This window comes from Ignavibacteriales bacterium, assembly GCA_016700155.1.
Taxonomy (GTDB): domain Bacteria; phylum Bacteroidota; class Ignavibacteria; order Ignavibacteriales; family Ignavibacteriaceae.
Genome location: CP065001.1, coordinates 2,573,871 through 2,589,603, shown reverse-complemented (window position 1 = coordinate 2,589,603; position 15,733 = coordinate 2,573,871). Strand labels below are relative to the sequence as shown.

General features: G+C 34.0%; 12 protein-coding genes. 5 read left to right on the top strand and 7 right to left on the bottom strand.

Annotated elements, in window-relative coordinates:
* Positions 1-18: 18 nt before the first annotated feature.
* The 7 genes from IPM56_10965 to IPM56_10935 all read right to left on the bottom strand — a co-directional run bounded on the left by IPM56_10965 (position 19) and on the right by IPM56_10935 (position 10,150).
* On the bottom strand, positions 19-1,692 hold the full coding sequence (locus IPM56_10965) for an AAA family ATPase (protein QQS34782.1): 1,674 nt from the start codon (positions 1,690-1,692) through the stop codon (positions 19-21).
* Between the two features lie 30 nt (positions 1,693-1,722).
* Positions 1,723-3,348: a type I restriction-modification system subunit M gene (locus IPM56_10960; GenBank protein QQS34781.1), complete on the bottom strand. Its 1,626-nt coding sequence runs from the start codon at positions 3,346-3,348 to the stop codon at positions 1,723-1,725.
* Between the two features lie 2 nt (positions 3,349-3,350).
* Positions 3,351-4,403, bottom strand: coding sequence for an AAA family ATPase (locus IPM56_10955; GenBank protein ID QQS34780.1), 1,053 nt, complete (start codon positions 4,401-4,403; stop codon positions 3,351-3,353).
* Positions 4,404-4,408: 5 nt separating this feature from the next.
* A complete protein-coding gene (locus IPM56_10950; protein ID QQS38286.1) occupies positions 4,409-5,230 on the bottom strand; it encodes a restriction endonuclease subunit S in 822 nt (273 codons plus the stop codon).
* 346 nt (positions 5,231-5,576) lie between these two features.
* Complete coding sequence (locus IPM56_10945; protein ID QQS34779.1) at positions 5,577-8,564, bottom strand: type I restriction endonuclease subunit R; 2,988 nt, start codon at positions 8,562-8,564, stop codon at positions 5,577-5,579.
* Between the two features lie 177 nt (positions 8,565-8,741).
* Positions 8,742-9,743, bottom strand: a complete 1,002-nt coding sequence (locus IPM56_10940; GenBank protein ID QQS34778.1) for a DUF4065 domain-containing protein — start codon at positions 9,741-9,743, stop codon at positions 8,742-8,744.
* A complete protein-coding gene (locus IPM56_10935) occupies positions 9,740-10,150 on the bottom strand; it encodes a toxin (protein ID QQS34777.1) in 411 nt (136 codons plus the stop codon). The genes IPM56_10940 and IPM56_10935 overlap by 4 nt, the downstream gene beginning before the upstream one ends.
* Before the next feature lie 244 nt (positions 10,151-10,394).
* Here IPM56_10935 and IPM56_10930 point away from each other — a divergent pair, with 244 nt between their 5' ends.
* From IPM56_10930 to IPM56_10910, 5 genes are all read left to right on the top strand, one after another.
* Positions 10,395-10,685 carry a hypothetical protein gene (locus tag IPM56_10930; GenBank protein ID QQS34776.1) on the top strand — a complete coding sequence of 97 codons (291 nt, stop codon included), beginning with the start codon at positions 10,395-10,397 and terminating at the stop codon, positions 10,683-10,685.
* A gap of 98 nt (positions 10,686-10,783) precedes the next feature.
* A complete protein-coding gene (locus tag IPM56_10925; protein QQS34775.1) occupies positions 10,784-11,605 on the top strand; it encodes a hypothetical protein in 822 nt (273 codons plus the stop codon).
* 113 nt (positions 11,606-11,718) lie between these two features.
* Positions 11,719-11,892 (top strand): hypothetical protein, encoded by a 174-nt coding sequence (locus IPM56_10920; protein QQS34774.1) that lies wholly within the window; start codon positions 11,719-11,721, stop codon positions 11,890-11,892.
* Between the two features lie 171 nt (positions 11,893-12,063).
* Positions 12,064-13,068 carry a site-specific integrase gene (locus IPM56_10915; protein ID QQS34773.1) on the top strand — a complete coding sequence of 335 codons (1,005 nt, stop codon included), beginning with the start codon at positions 12,064-12,066 and terminating at the stop codon, positions 13,066-13,068.
* Between the two features lie 249 nt (positions 13,069-13,317).
* The gene (locus IPM56_10910) at positions 13,318-15,597 is read left to right on the top strand and encodes a bifunctional DNA primase/polymerase (protein QQS34772.1); all 2,280 of its coding nucleotides are present in this window, start codon (positions 13,318-13,320) and stop codon (positions 15,595-15,597) included.
* Positions 15,598-15,733: the final 136 nt, after the last annotated feature.

Sequence of the window (15,733 nt, the reverse complement as noted above, 5' to 3'; positions counted from 1 at the left end):
CAGCTGTATAAAGAATTACTATTGATTTACAACCGATATTTCTCTTATTCTTTCAATTTTAAAATTTCTTTCGTCTTTTCTTAAATGGCAATATGCTTTTATGTGTTGATGATTATAGCCATAAGTATTGAACTCATCAGTGAATTGAAGATTACTTAAAATACGCTCTGTAGTTTCGCCATTCAAATTCTCATATAAAATTTTTACGGTTGAGCCATTATCTATTGCCGATTTTAATTGGTTAAGTATGATTGGTTGAAAATCTTGTGGCTCTGGTTTAATAACTGGAACTGGAGTGGAATTGGTTTTATAGTATTCTATTACACGAGGATCTACAATAATATCTTTATTCTGAATAGGATTGTTTAAGATAATTCCTTCTAAAGTTTTACATCTACTGAGAGCTACATATATTTGACCATGAGCGAATGCACCCGAGCCAATATCTATGGTGATTTTATCAAATGTCTTCCCCTGACTTTTGTGAATTGTCATTGCATAGGCAAGTTGAATTGGAAACTGACTGAATCCGGCAATAATTTTTTCTTCAATTTCTTTCGTCTTATTGTTTAAGACAAATTCAACTTCCTTCCAACTTTCCTTTTCAACATTATACCTGTTACCATATAAATTAATGACAATTTTGTTATCATCTATTTTTACTATTTTGCCAATGCTACCATTAACCCATCGTTTCGCAGGATCATTTCTCAACATCATAACTTGCGCCCCAATTTTTAATTCTAAATTATGAGGGGCAGGTAAATTATCATCCAATTTATCATTATCAGAGTCTTTATCTTTTGCGTATTTACCACTAAGTGTACCAACCAATGAATATTTTTTACCGGGAAGATTTTCAAGTTTATCCTTGTTAATCTGACGCGCAATATTTTTTCTTGAAGTCAGAAAAATTGAATCAACATGTTCGCCCTTATTATCTTTGTGACGAGAATTTAGCAAAGCCATATCCTCAAAAGAAACTTCATTATTCCTTATGTGATTAAGCAAGGTTTTGAATTGATACTGCTCTTCGGATTGTCTAAATATTGTTGTGAGTTCACTAAAGTTGTATTTAAAGGATTTAAATACTGGTGCATCAAAAAAGTATTGCCCCCCATAAGTTCTTATAATTTGATACCGATCCTTATCAGTTAATACGGGAGGAAGCTGGAACAGATCACCAATGAATATCATTTGAACACCGCCAAAGGGTTCGTTTATTCTATTACGATTTTTTCTCAGTGCAATATCTATCCCATTCATTAAATCTGCTCTAACCATTGATACTTCATCAATAATAACCATTCCCAAATTTTTAAATAGTTCAGCACGAACATAATCAGGTTGAATTTGATCAGGATTTATGATAGTAGGTGGGAACCGAAAGAATGAATGAATAGTCTGACCACTAACATTTAGTGCTGCGATACCTGTTGGAGCCAACACAACATATTTTTTCCTGGTGGATTTAATAAAATGTTTTAATAAGGATGATTTACCCGTCCCTGCTTTTCCAGTTATAAATATACTTTCATTTGTGGTTTTTAGAAGATTGATGATTTCTTTGATCTCATCCGTTATAATAAAATCAAACTTTTGTGTGGGAAGTTTTACGTTTTTATTATGTCTAAACTTGTGAAAAAAATAAAACGCAAATACTATTATAAGTATTATGAATAAATAATTCATTTTCTCCTTATCACTGAGAGTTGCACTAAATTAAACCGGAGGTAACCCCAAGTCTTCTAAGAATTTGTTATGTGTTTCCCTTGCTTTAGCAATATCTTTTTCTATTTCTACAAGTTTTATATTTACTTCCAGTAAATCAATTTCTTCTTCGTCTATGGAAGTGCTAACGTAACGGGAAATGTTAAGATTGAAATCATTTTTTTCAATTTCTTCCATTGATACTGTACGAGCGTATCGTTCAATTTTTCCCGGACGATTCTGATAGGTGTCTACTATTTTCTGAATATCATTTGGTTCACCATTCTCACCTTCGCGCAGTTTGTTTTGTCGTTTGCCTTTTTCATAATGTTCACTTGCATTAATAAATAAAACATCATCTGTCTTTTTGCATTTCTTTAGTACAAGGATACAAACAGGTATGCCAGTTGAAAAGAACAAATTAGATGGTAAACCAATTACAGTATCTATATTCCCATCTTTTAATAATTTTGTTCTAATTCTTTCTTCTGCACCACCTCTGAACAAAACTCCGTGAGGAAGGATGATAGCCATTGTTCCTTCTTTGCTGAGGAAATGAAAACCGTGTAATAAAAAAGCAAAATCTGCTGCGGATTTTGGTGCAAGCCCATAACTTTTAAAACGAAAATCTTCACTCATTTTTTCATTTGCTTCCCACCTATAACTAAATGGGGGGTTTGCAACAACAGCATCAAATTCTAATTTTTTTGCGGGGTTTAATTCGCTAAGTACTGACCAATCATTTGTAAGTGTATCGCCGTGATAGATTTCAAATTCTGAATCTTTAACACCGTGTAATAGCATATTCATACGTGCCAGGTTGTATGTAGTAATGTTTTTTTCCTGCCCGAATATTTTACCAATGCCATTTGACCCGATTTGTTTACGAACATTTAATAGCAAAGAACCTGAACCGCAAGCAAAATCATAAACCTTATCAAGCTTTTTCTTTTTGCCTTTACCTGGATCCTGACTATCAAGTGTTACAATTTTTGAAAGTATAGTAGAGATTTGTTGTGGTGTATAAAACTCACCAGCTTTTTTACCTGAGCCGGCGGCAAATTGTCCAATTAAATATTCGTAAGCATCCCCAAGTATATCTGTATTTGTAGAAAACTTTGCGATGCCTTCTGCAATTTTTTGAATGATTGTACAAAGCTTGCTGTTTCGTTCTTCGTATGTTCTACCAAGTTTATCTGAACTTAAATTGATTTCTGAGAATAAACCCTGAAATGTGCTTTCAAAAGAATGATTTTCAATGTATTTAAAACCCTCCTCGAGAGTACTTAATAACTCACCTTTTTGCATTCTTGCAAGTTCGCCAATGTTGCTCCATAAATAAGCCGGCTTGATAACATAATGTACTTTTCTACGCATTTGTTTTTCGAAGTCATCTACATCACCTTTATTCGCTTCATACCAGAGTGCTAACGGAGTTAGTTTACTATCTTCTTTAGGTTGAGGGTAATCTTTACCTAATTCTTTTTTTGCAGCGATTTCATAATTATCAGATAAATAACGTAAGAATAAAAACGAAAGCATATAATCACGGAAATCATCTGCATTCATTGCACCGCGTAGATTATCTGCTATGTCCCACAATGTACTACCAAGTTTTTGTTGTTCTATTGCTGTCATAATTAATCTGTATGAATTACAAAATTATACTTCTGAATTAATTTACTATATACTTCTTTAAATATTGTTTTATTATCATCAACCAAAAGATCTGATTCAAAATAGTAAACCTTTTTATGGGATAAAGCATTAACAATATCTGTAACTCGTTGTTCCGGTGTAATTCCTATTTGTTCCAATACATAACTAAATTGCCCCACACCAAGAAAGGAGGCTATATTTTCAAGCACTTGCCTTAGTAAAGCAAAGTGATAAGAATATATTTCTGACCTAAACGCACTGTCCAATAATTGCAATAATCTTAAATTATAAAGGAGTACACTATTTCTTGGATTTATTAATGAATGTTCTTCTTCATCACGTTCTAAGATATAGACTTTATTTTTAGATTTAAATTTATCTTTTTTCTCACCTTTATTCAGCCAATCATCTAATATTGAAATTATACCTAAATGGTGCGAAGTTAATATTATTTTTCTTTTATCAAGTTGATTCTCAAGCAATTCAAAAATTGTAGAGGCTGTTACAAAAATATTATGATCATCTAAACTTGAAACTGGGTCATCAATGAAGAAATGTGCATTCTGTTCACCGGACCAGGCTTCCACATCAAATAGAGTTAAAAAGAAGCACCAGATGAAAATCCTTTCCTCACCTCTAGCTATTTTAATGGGAGTGGTTGTATCTCCTTTTTTATAAAAGGTGATTGAATCAAAACCTTTTTCAGAATCTTTATTTGGATTAAAGAAGAATTCATATCTAGGCTTATAAGGTGTTAGTTTTTTACTAATATCGAGTTCAGTAAATGAGTTGTGAAATTTATTTAATCTGCTTGGAGTAATTGTAAGTTTTACGTTATCATTGTCCCAAACAAAAAGATCTTCACTAAAGGCATTGTAATAAACACCTGAATGCTTACCACCATTAGCTGCTTTAGTCACATTTTTATAAGCAACAGATAGTTGAGTTTTGCCAGTTGAATTAAAAGCATATACAAGAATGATATTTTCCTTACTATTTTTAAGTTGTTGTGCTATTTCTGCGAGAGTACTCATAAATTCTACCCACTAAAATTTGGAAATAAATTTTGCATTAAACCTTTTTTGTGAAGCTTTAATGTTTCAATCTTTTGATTTTGTGATTCGATTTGTTTATCTAAAGATGAAAGACAATCAGCTATTTTTTGTTGTTCGAGAATTTCAGGAATTAAAAATTCATACTTTTCAACATTTGGCTTAGAAATATTTTGGACTTTCATCCCTGCTCCGTGCTTACTAAAATAGGCTTGATTTCTATTTATTGCCATTGATAAAAAATAGCTTTCAACTTCTTGATTTGGACGAATTTCAGCAACACGTTGGTTTAATACATATTTATTATCGGTTGGAATAATAGCTGTCATTCCAAGTAACCCAGGGGCTTGTTCACTAAGAATCATAACTAAAGTGCCTTTGGTTAGAGTAGGAACTTCAATATCGATAAAACGCTTAGAACTGACCAACTGACCATTTGTGTTAATTGATTTTAGCGTTATTAGTTCATACTTACCTTCTTCTTTAACATCATTTTCATAACTACCACCGTTAAAATATATGGACACATCTTTTAATTTCACTTTTTTCCAACCCTTGTTAAACTCTTTAAACCTCAGCTTAGGAACCATTTCTCCTTCTGCAGGGAAAAGGTTTTGCATTAATCCTTTTTTATGTGCTTTTAGAGTTTCAAGTTTCTGATTTTCTGCCTTTATTAAATCATCTAATGAAGAAAGAATATCGGCTATTTTTTGTTGTTCTTTTGGATCAGGAACAGGAATCAATAAATTTTGGTAAGCAGAAATATAATAGCGCTTATGTTCCTTGGCTTCAAACTTTATTAGAGTCATTAATTCGTGAATAAACCTTAGATTGTTTTCATCTTTAGGTCTTAGAATTTTAATAGCAGAAGATTTTACTTTAAATGGAAAATCGACATATTTTTTATCAGTAGTAAAATCATCAAAAATTATTGCAGGAATATTTTCGCAAATCCCCTCAGTCTCTTGTGTATAGCCAAGGATGAAGCTCTTATTTGCAGTTAATACTGGTGTGCCTTGCAAAACATAGTTAGTGTCATTAACTATATATTTGTCAGGTCTCTCGTAATTTAAAAGACCACTTAATTGTTCTTCATCCCATTCACCCTTAAACTCAGAAAATCGAAGTTTTGGCTCTAACTTATTTTTCACATCTTTACTCATAAGCTTTAAGACCAGAAATTTCACGCCCTTGTGTTAAACTTTTTAATACAGGCAGTAAGTCTTCCATCAGTGACAGCTCTTTTAATCTGCGTTCTTTCCAGCTTAAATCCAAAGGGGATAAAAGTTCTGTAAGTTGTTCTCCATCAAAAATCATTCTGTTTAAAATGCCATCTACAAAATTTTGCAGTGTAGTAATTTCTAATCCCTGTTTATTAGCAATAGCAGATAATTCTTTGGTGTACTTTTCTGCTTTAAAAGTCTGGTAGCCATTTTTTATTTCAGTTTCATTAAGCGCTTTACCGGCTTCAAGACTTTTAATGTATTCTGCAATATCATCACGCTCATCCATCAGGTTAGAACTTGAACTTAACAAACTAATTAGCTGCTCGCGTGACATTTTTTGTTTAGCTGGCTTGTTCTGGGTGTACTTAGCAATAAGCGCCATAATGTAATCATAATCTATTGTAGCAGAAGCAAACAAAACAAATTCAAAATCTAATTGCTGAATATCGGAGCTTGTATCACCATCTTTTTGCTGTAATTCTTTTAACTTCTTAGCTGTTTCCAGGTACGAACTTCTGAAAGAACGCAATTGATCTTCAGGCAGAACAGTTTCAATTTTTGTTTTTTGTTCTTCGCTCAAATCGGTGTACTGGTCAAGTTGTGTTTTAAGCCGCTGTACTTCTTTAAATCGGTTAATAAATTCTATTTTAGCAGTATCACCTTTAATGTTATACACTTCCTGCGGTTCTGCAACAAGATTGTTCTTCTGCATAAACTTGCTCATTTCAGCAACAGCTTTTTCATAATCTACAATTACTTTAGGAGCAGGATCAACCAACCAGATTTCTTTAGCACGTTGTATATCTTCACCAGAAAATAAAGCTATAGCTTTATCAACTTCACTTTGAGGCTGGCGAAAATCAAGAATGTTGCCATATGGTTTTGTAGCATTTAGAATACGATTGGTGCGGGAAAAAGCCTGTATTAAACCATGGTACTTTAAGTTTTTATCTACATATAAAGTATTAAGATAATGTGAGTCGAAGCCAGTGAGAAGCATATCAACTACAATTACCAGATCAACTTTATTTTTATGCGGATAGTCGGCATTGGTATATTTCTGAAATTTTATACGCTGCTGTAAGTCCTGGTAGTAAAGATCAAATTCACTTAATTTATGGTTTGTACTGTACTGGCTATTGTAATCTTTTATAATTGCTTCAAGAGCTTTTTTCTTTTCTTCGGGTGCTTGTTTATTATCTTCTTTTTCCTGAAGCAAATCATCCTGAAGCTGCTCAACATCTTTATTTCCCTCTGCAGGCGGTGAAAATACACAAGCAATATTTAAGCTTTGATAGTTAGAATCTTCCTTTAGTTTTTCTGCCTGAGTTGTTTTGAATAATCCATAATATTCAATCGCATCGTTAATTGAGGAAGTGGCAAAAATTCCGTTAAACCTTTTATTGTGTGTGGCAGCATCGTGTTTATCAAGAATTTTTTCAACTGCTGCTTTCTTGTGCTGTGTTGTTCCCGGTTCAACTTTCTTTTCAGGTTTAAAATAATCGATATGGAAACGCAAAACATTTCGATCATCAATTGCGTGCGTAATAGTATATGCGTGTAATTGTTTTTGAAAAATATCTTTTGTTGTTTTGTACGAGCCGACTGTTCCATCAACCTGTTTGTAAGAAGCATTATCTTCAAAGATAGGAGTACCAGTAAAACCAAATAACTGTGCATTTGGGAAAAACTCTTTTATAGCTTTGTGATTATCACCAAACTGAGAGCGATGACATTCATCAAAAATAAAAACTACTCTTGCGTTTTTGAGAGGTTCAAGACGTTTCTTAAATGTTGGTATGCCTTTATCTGCTTTTTGTAGATTGCGTTTACTATTTTCATCAAGTATGATTCCTAACTTTTGTATAGTACACACAATTACTTTATCAGCATAATCTTCCGACAACATTCTTCTTACAAGAGTTTCGGTATTTGTGTTTTCTTCAACACAACCTTCCTGGAATTTATTAAACTCCTCACGCGTTTGCCTATCAAGATCTTTTCTATCTACCACAAACAAACATTTTTCAATATCTGGATTGTCTTTAAGCAGAGTTGATGCCTTAAATGAAGTAAGAGTTTTACCGCTACCTGTTGTGTGCCAGATATAACCATTGCCCCTGTTCTGGTGAATGCAATCTACAATAGCTTTTACTGCATAAATCTGATAAGGTCTCATCACTAACAGTTTTTGCTCACTAACAACAAGCACCATATATTTGCTTATCATCTGAGCCAAGGTGCATTTACTCAAAAACTTATCTGAGAAATCATCAAGATGTGTTATCTTTTTATTGTCTTCACTTGCAAGTTGATAGATAGGTAAAAACTGTTCATCAGCATTGAAGCTAAAATGAGAGTTGTTATTGTTTGCAAAGTAATATGTAGTAGTGCGATTGCTTACAATAAAAAGCTGCATAAAACAGAGAAGTGAGTTTGTATAACCATTGCCGGTATCGTTTTTATAATCAACGATTTGCTGCATAGCCCTGCGATGGCTTATTTCTAAACTCTTTAGTTCAACCTGCACAACAGGAATACCGTTAATCAAAATAATAACATCATAACGCTGAAAGCTGTTTTCAGTATTAATGCGGAGTTGATTGATTACTTCAAATTCGTTTTTGCACCAATCTTTTATATTGACTAATGTATAATGAAGTGGAGTACCATCTTCTCTTTCAAAGGTATTTCTTTCACGCAGTTTTTTAGAAGAAAGAAAAACATCGGGGGTGATAATCTCTTCTTTTAAGCGTTTAAATTCAGAGTCGGTAAGATTAACACGGTTGAGCAGTTGAAATTTTTCACGGAAATTCTTTTCAAGTGTTTCGCGGTCTCTAATCTCCGGTCTGTAACCATATTTCAGGTCGTTTAACTTTGATATAAAACTTTCTTCTATTTGTGCTTCTTTAATCATAGAATTTGTGGAAAATAATCACACTTTTATTTTTGTTAATTATACATCAAGAGAGTTTCCACCAACTCAATACCCTGTAAAGTAAAGGGGGCACAGACATCGTATATCTGATTCTGAAATTATTCGGTTAAAAATACAAAAAAACCTGCTGATTTTAGAAAGGGTTTAAAACAATGACTAAAGTGCTTTTAACTGAGGGGCAAAGAATGAATAGTCGATTGTAATTTTGTTAACAGAATTAATCTGCCATGCTACTTCATCATGAGATAAGTCAATCAAAGACTGCGTATTCAAGTTCCCCAGCTCAGAACAAATTGAATTTAAAGTATCCTGTTCAGCAACAGTGAAAAGAGATGAATCAAAAGACTGAGAAGGAAAAAATTTCTCGACTTCTTTTTCCTTAATGGTTTCAATTTTAGAATGGACAAAATTTTCTTCCTCAAGCAAGCCAAAGATCAATTTGTAGTTATCAGGAACCGGACCCATATCGATAGCCGCATATTCACAACCCGAAATAGATCTTCCAAAATATTTGAAGTGAGTGAAGTCAGCGTAAAAGAGAAGTTTGTTTAATTTAGTTTTGAATTGAGCTACGTTCAAGAAATAAATGACCATATTAGCAAACTTCTTAAAGTCAGGAACTGCGAAACCGGTGGCTGAATTAGGAATGATGTCATTACGGAATAACATATTAATTAATGTTGCTTTACGAGTCTCATTAATTCTCTTATCTATTTTTTTGACGAGCTCGGCAAATAATTTTTCATGGTCATCCTGTCTGTTTTCAAGAATAATATTTTTGAAAGATTGCGGACGCAATAATAACCTAAGCAACATTGAATTAGCACTTGAGGGGAGTTCACCACTTTCGTAAAGGCGATATTGATTCGGACCAAAACCGAGAAGTTCAGATATTTTAGTTTGAGTTAAGCCGTAAGACTCGCGGATAGCAATAAGTTGTTCAGGAAAGGGGATCTGATATTTTTCTCTATACTTGTTGTGCAGTAAGTATAAATTGTATTGATCAATCTCATTATTAGTAAATGAATAATTACATTTATCGCACTGGTAATAATGTTCCACCACGTCAAACTTTTCATTTCGATAAGTACGTTTTTTTTGTTCGGCTTTTAACTGTGCTTTATCATTACAAACAGGGCAGTCTATAATTCGTTTCATTCTATATTCTTTTCTTTATAAGGATAATTAATTTTACGTTTGGGTAAATGAAAGGATTTGCAAATAACCGGTTTACCTGGTGAGCCAAGTGAAATTTTAATATAGACCTCCTTGTTATTTACGACCTTACCAAATTCCCAAACGGGTGATCCATAAGGATCGTGAAGATCCGGATTCGGACCTTTATAATAATCATTTGAAGTCAGCTTAAGTAGTGTTTCATTCCTATTTACTGGTTTTATATCTAACTCGACAACCGCTTCTGTGTTATCATCAGAGCGATGATAAACGATGTCAAAGACTTTCAGCTTTTGTTTAAATTCAGTTAGAAAACCTTCGATTTCATCAATTATTGAGATTTGCATAAGCAATGTAAAAAAGAAAATAATATAATACAACTTATTCATACATACCTATTATTATATTAATAAAAAAAACAAATTTTATACCACGGATAGGTTGTTATTTATCATTAATATTATCATATTCAGGTCGAAGAAAAGTGGTAAATATTGCTACTGACCAATAATTACAGGAAAGCAAGTAAAATCGAAACTAAAATAATTACATCATCTACAAACACATCATTGAAGGAGAATAGTATGAAGGATAATTCAAAACTACCATTAGTTAATTTTTTAGAAGAAAACAATGAAAGAAATAAAACAATTCTCGCAAACAGAGGCTGCCCAGCTTTGGGCTGATCTCTATAAAATAGATTTAAGTAATTATTCTATTGAAGTAAGCCCGCCTAATACTTACTTCAGAGAATATTCTTACTACCCCCAAAATAACTTCTGGGAATGGTTTGTACTTCCGGGCGAGTTAATTTATAAACCCATTTTTAAAATAATTTTAAAACCCAGCCTATTAAAGAATTACTCACCAACAAAAAAATTACTTTTATTCTGTTCCCGAACAATCGTACCGCTGAGAATTTGATCAGAACTCATTTGCAAGCCGAAACAATTAATTAAAAAAAATTAATCTATTGCATAATGCGCTAATAATGATTGGCGGGAAAATAAAAGTGAGTTCAAATGGACGATGAATACCAAGCACGAAAGTTTACAAAAGAAGATTTAGATCAGTTTAATAACATTGAAGAAAAAGCATTAACATTTCCATTGGCTAAGGAAAGTCTTGAGTATTTATTGAATGTGCTTTATAAATTTGAAAATTATGTTGTCGAAAAGATTTGTTATGGTAATCAAGAAGAGTGGAGATTAAAACAAACCCGCAGAAATGAAAGGACGGATATTCTTGGTATCGTGGACAGAATAGAAGAATACGGCGATGAGCTAAGTATGGAAGAGCGATTATTCATTTTACGGGTAAAGAATCTGATTACTCACCAGATGAGAAGACTTCATGTTGATGAACTATATCCAAAATCCAGGCTCAGGAACAGGAATGTATTATTGCTGGCTGAGCATAAACCTGACAAAGCTGAAAACAAAAAAGAAAGAATTGTTTGGTTATCAAGCAAGGAAGTTCTTCAAAGATTAATTAATGAATGGAAGGGAAACCACTTTATTGAGGAAAGCAATTCAGAAAAAGTAATGAGTAATTTTTGTGATAAAGACGGAGTTTTGTTTACTGCAGCACATAAAGAAAAAATACGATGGTGTAAAAATAATACTGAATTAGTAACGTTCATCGGCGAAATGGCATTTTCAAAATTTAAGTGTATTGCCGGTGATGAGATCTGGGCTAAAGTATGCAAGTGTTTTTTAAGTAAAGATGGAAAAGAAATGAAACCAGGCAGTCTTGCAGTGACCTATCAAAACTGCAAACCAAAAAATAGAGAACTAATACTTAATATTATAAAAACAATCAGCGAGTATAATATCGAAAAATAATTAATAGAGTTAATACCCTTAATAGTTAAGCGTGCTATTAAGCCTCTCAATTTCAATAAAAATATTTCTTCCTTATTTATCCTTCCGAAAATAATATACAACAAGAGAAACAGATGAAAGTCAAACTAACATCAATAAAAGTAAACCTGATTGCTTTACTAAGAAAAATCGAAAAGCTTGAATGCTTAGATGAAGTAAACTGTGCGTTAAGCCAGCGGGTTGATGAGATTAATAAGCGGCTTGGAGATGTTGAAAAGCTTATTGAGGAAATTGAAAAGAATGTTTAATGCGTAAGGCTAAATGGTTAATGATTGAGATTCACCACGAAAGGCGGACAAGCTCAGTCGCAGACTCCTTCGGAATGACAAACAGAAATAATTTTTAGTTGAGAATTATGAGTTATGAATTGCTGTCATATTTCGACAAGCCCAATATGACAAAGGAATAAAAAGAAATAAATGAAACAGGTTGAGAAAATAGCGGGAATGGTTATTGAGAAATTAGTTGAAAGACTTACTCCGCAATTTCCTGTTGTGACTATTAAAACTTTTCTGGATGAGTATGAATCTTTTGTGCGAATGAACAGGTCAGCTAAAACTCTGCGCGGGGTTATGCTCGTTTCTAAAAAGCTGTTAAAATATTATTCGGCTGATCGTGTTATGAATACAATTATGCTTAAGGATTTAGAAACGTTCTTAGATATTCAAAAAAGGAAAGCTCCAAGGGGAGTTTATGTTTATCTACGTGTGCTTAAAGCAATGTTCAATAAAGCTAAGGAATGGAATTATGTCCAGGAAAATCCTGTGGGTAAAATAAGGTTAGCTAAGAGACAGTCTGTTAAAAAAGAATTTATCACTGATGAACAGTTTGAAAAAATTCTTTCGCATATCTCTACCGATATGATAAAAGATTTTATTGTGCTGGCTTTCTATACAGCGTGCAGGCTGAGTGAATTAACTTTTATGAAATGGTGCGATGTGGATTTTATCAGGAATGTGATTGTGATAGGGAGTGAAAGTTTTCAGACGAAGAGTCGCAAGCAACGGGAAGTGCCGATGCATAGTAAGGTGAGGGAGGTTTTACTCGCGAGGGCAAAACGGATAATGGTAAATGGTAAATGGGAAATGTTAGATGGAAAAACCCACCCCTTAATCCCCTCCAAGGAGGGGATAGAAAAGAGGCGAGGAGGGGATAGGAATGGATTTGTGTTTTGTAAGGGGAACGGGTTTGCTTTTACTCCGGATTATTTTTCCAAGCAGTTTAAGTGTGCGTGCAAGGCTGCAGGGTTTGGAAATACTTATCATTTCCACGATCTGCGTCACAGTGCTTTAAGCAGAATGATTTTAAAAGGTGCACCTCTACCAGTAGTTCAGCGGATCAGCGGACACGCTCAATTAAGTACATTAAGTATTTATCTGCATCCTGATCTTGATAGTATGAGGGAGGCGGTGAATAGAATGTAAGATGGTTGATGGGTGATGGAAGATGGAAAATGGGGAATAGGTAGCCCGCCAGAGGCGGGTAAATAGGCAAAGGGGAGTTTTTGGTACTGGATACCGGATGCTGGATAAAATAAAGAAGAAAATTTAAAGATTGAAAGATTTGAAGATGCTGGATACTTGATACTGGAAAGATATAAACAGTCACCCTTCGATGGCATTGCCACTCAGTGTGACAAACAAATTATTATAAAAAAATAGAAGGAGAAAAAAATGTTCAAGGAACTCGCGAGTAAGCTCGCTGTAAACTTCGGTTTCAATGTGTTACCATTAAATGGTAAGAAGCCAACTATTCAATGGGAAAGATGGCAAACGGAAAAGCAATCAATCAATGATATTGAATCTATGGACTGGAACTGCAGCGGTGTTAGTGCAGTAATGGGAATAGAGAATCTACGGTGTTTTGATTTTGATGGTGTTGAGAATTTTGAGTTAGTTGAGAAATTCAGAGAAGCTTTAAAATTTTCTGAACAGTATGACTGGCTTGTTCAAAGCGGAAGCGGAATGGGTTATCATATTTATTTTTATTGTGAGTGGAATGAGGAGCTTGAAAAATTATTAGGTTCTGAACGGGCTGTCATTAAATTCAAAAGCAAGACTGACGGCTACTGTAAGCATATCGAATTACGCTGGAAGGATTGTTATACGGTACTTCCGTATTCAACTCATCCGAGCGGAGGGATTTATACTTTTTTAGGAAATGATCCGTTTGAAAAACCTATTCAGATCGAACCGCAGGTACTTATTGAATGTCTGAAAGAGTATTGTGTTATTAAAGAGAACACAAAGCTAGTTATAAATGAAAGTGAATCAATAAAAGATGCTGCTGATGCTTACTATGATGAAGACAAGTTATTCAGTGCATTAGAGTTTCTTGCTGATAGTCTTGGTGAAAATTGTTACGAGGATTGGCTGAGAATCGGGTTTGCACTTGTTCCATTGGAAAAAACGGGAGAAGATTTTTTTGTTCAATTGAGCAAAAGGAATCCCCATTACACCGACACTGAAGATGAGGTAAGAAATAAATTTGCTGATCTTAAAAAAAAATATGACGGGAGAATAACACCGGGCACAATCTTTTTCTTAGCAAAGGAAAAAGGATGGAAGCCTGCTAACCTGAAGTTCTGGTATAGAGATAATAAAATAACCAGGATTTCAAGAACTAAAGTTAAGAGACTGCTGGAAGAGTACGGGTATGGTAAAATTAAAATCGGCAATGAATACATCTTTGTGAAAGTAGAAAATAATATTGTTAATGAAATGCGAAGTGCAGAGGTAAAAGAATTTATCCTGGCGTATTTAAATCAAATTCCTGCAGATGATTTTGAGGGCACAACAAGGGAAGCGGTACTCGATGCACTGATGAAGGGGAGTACACAAATATTCAGTGATGGGTTTTATGAATTCCTTATCACTCGCGGATTGGAGTTTTGTGAGGACACGGCAGAAACAAGTTATTTTTTCTTTAAGAATGTTTTTGTTGAAGTAAAAAAAGATGCGATAGTCACAAAACCTTATAAAGAATTGAGGGGATGTATATGGGAACGAAATATTATAAGAAGAGAATATATCATCACAAACAACAGGAGTGAGTTTGAGGATTTTCTATTTAATGCAACCGGTAATGATAAAGATAGAATGAACGCTTTAAAATCCGGGATAGGATTTCTGCTGCACAGATGCAAAAAGGGAGGAGAAGAAAAAGCCGTTATATTAATTGATGAGATTATGTCAGAAGGTGCATCCGGAAGAAGCGGTAAAGGACTTACTATCAAAGCAATCTCAGAACTAAGAAATGTTGAACCGATAAATGGAAGGACTTTTAATCCTACAAAAAGTTTTGCTTTTCAGAGAGTGGATATAGATACAAACATAATTGCCTTTGAAGATCTGGACGAGAAATTTCCATTCGACAAACTTTTTTCCACAATAGCCGATGGGATAACAATCGAAAGAAAAGGCAAAGATGAAATATACCTGCCTTACTCTAAGTCACCCAAAATAGCGATCACGACAAATTATTCAGTTAAAGGGGTTGATGATTCAACAATGGCAAGGCAGTTTCCTATCGAATATACTGGGCACTACAACAAAAGACATCAGCCGGAACACGAATTCGGTCACAGGTTTTTTGAATCGTGGAATGAAAATCAGTGGAATGAGTTTTATCAAGTGATGCTGGAATACTGCCAGTACTATTTGGGGAATGGACTCGTGGCATACAAACATATTAATATAGAGAAGAAACAATTGTACAATGAAACGTGTGAGGAGTTTTATGAGTTCTGTTCCGAACTTTCAACGAATACAATTTATAATAAGAAAGAAATATTTGAACGCTTTAAGAAAGAAAATCCGGAGTTGAGTGTAACACAGATTAAGTTCACAAAGTGGCTGAAGGTTTGGGCGAAGATAAATGATTATCGCGTGAATGAATCGAAGTCGGGAGCGGAGAGGATGATTGAGTTTAGGGAGGGGAAGGCGGTTGCATAAAACCTCACCCCGCCAGAGGCGGGTAAACCCCAACCCTTCTCCCCCGTAAAGCCGGCAGAGACTTGGTAAAGAGAGGGGGGAAGTAAAATAAAAGGACGGGAGGACGAGATTTTGATATAAATTTATTTGTAATTTA

Coding starts and splice junctions, on each gene's coding strand:
- IPM56_10935 (QQS34777.1), bottom strand. CDS start 10,150: ATGAATAAGTTGTATTATATTATTTTCTTTTTTACATTGCTTATGCAA.
- IPM56_10965 (QQS34782.1), bottom strand. CDS start 1,692: ATGAATTATTTATTCATAATACTTATAATAGTATTTGCGTTTTATTTT.
- IPM56_10940 (QQS34778.1), bottom strand. CDS start 9,743: ATGAAACGAATTATAGACTGCCCTGTTTGTAATGATAAAGCACAGTTA.
- IPM56_10930 (QQS34776.1), top strand. CDS start 10,395: ATGAAAGAAATAAAACAATTCTCGCAAACAGAGGCTGCCCAGCTTTGG.
- IPM56_10925 (QQS34775.1), top strand. CDS start 10,784: ATGGACGATGAATACCAAGCACGAAAGTTTACAAAAGAAGATTTAGAT.
- IPM56_10915 (QQS34773.1), top strand. CDS start 12,064: ATGAAACAGGTTGAGAAAATAGCGGGAATGGTTATTGAGAAATTAGTT.
- IPM56_10920 (QQS34774.1), top strand. CDS start 11,719: ATGAAAGTCAAACTAACATCAATAAAAGTAAACCTGATTGCTTTACTA.
- IPM56_10955 (QQS34780.1), bottom strand. CDS start 4,403: ATGAGTACTCTCGCAGAAATAGCACAACAACTTAAAAATAGTAAGGAA.
- IPM56_10950 (QQS38286.1), bottom strand. CDS start 5,230: ATGACTCTAATAAAGTTTGAAGCCAAGGAACATAAGCGCTATTATATT.
- IPM56_10910 (QQS34772.1), top strand. CDS start 13,318: ATGTTCAAGGAACTCGCGAGTAAGCTCGCTGTAAACTTCGGTTTCAAT.
- IPM56_10945 (QQS34779.1), bottom strand. CDS start 8,564: ATGATTAAAGAAGCACAAATAGAAGAAAGTTTTATATCAAAGTTAAAC.
- IPM56_10960 (QQS34781.1), bottom strand. CDS start 3,348: ATGACAGCAATAGAACAACAAAAACTTGGTAGTACATTGTGGGACATA.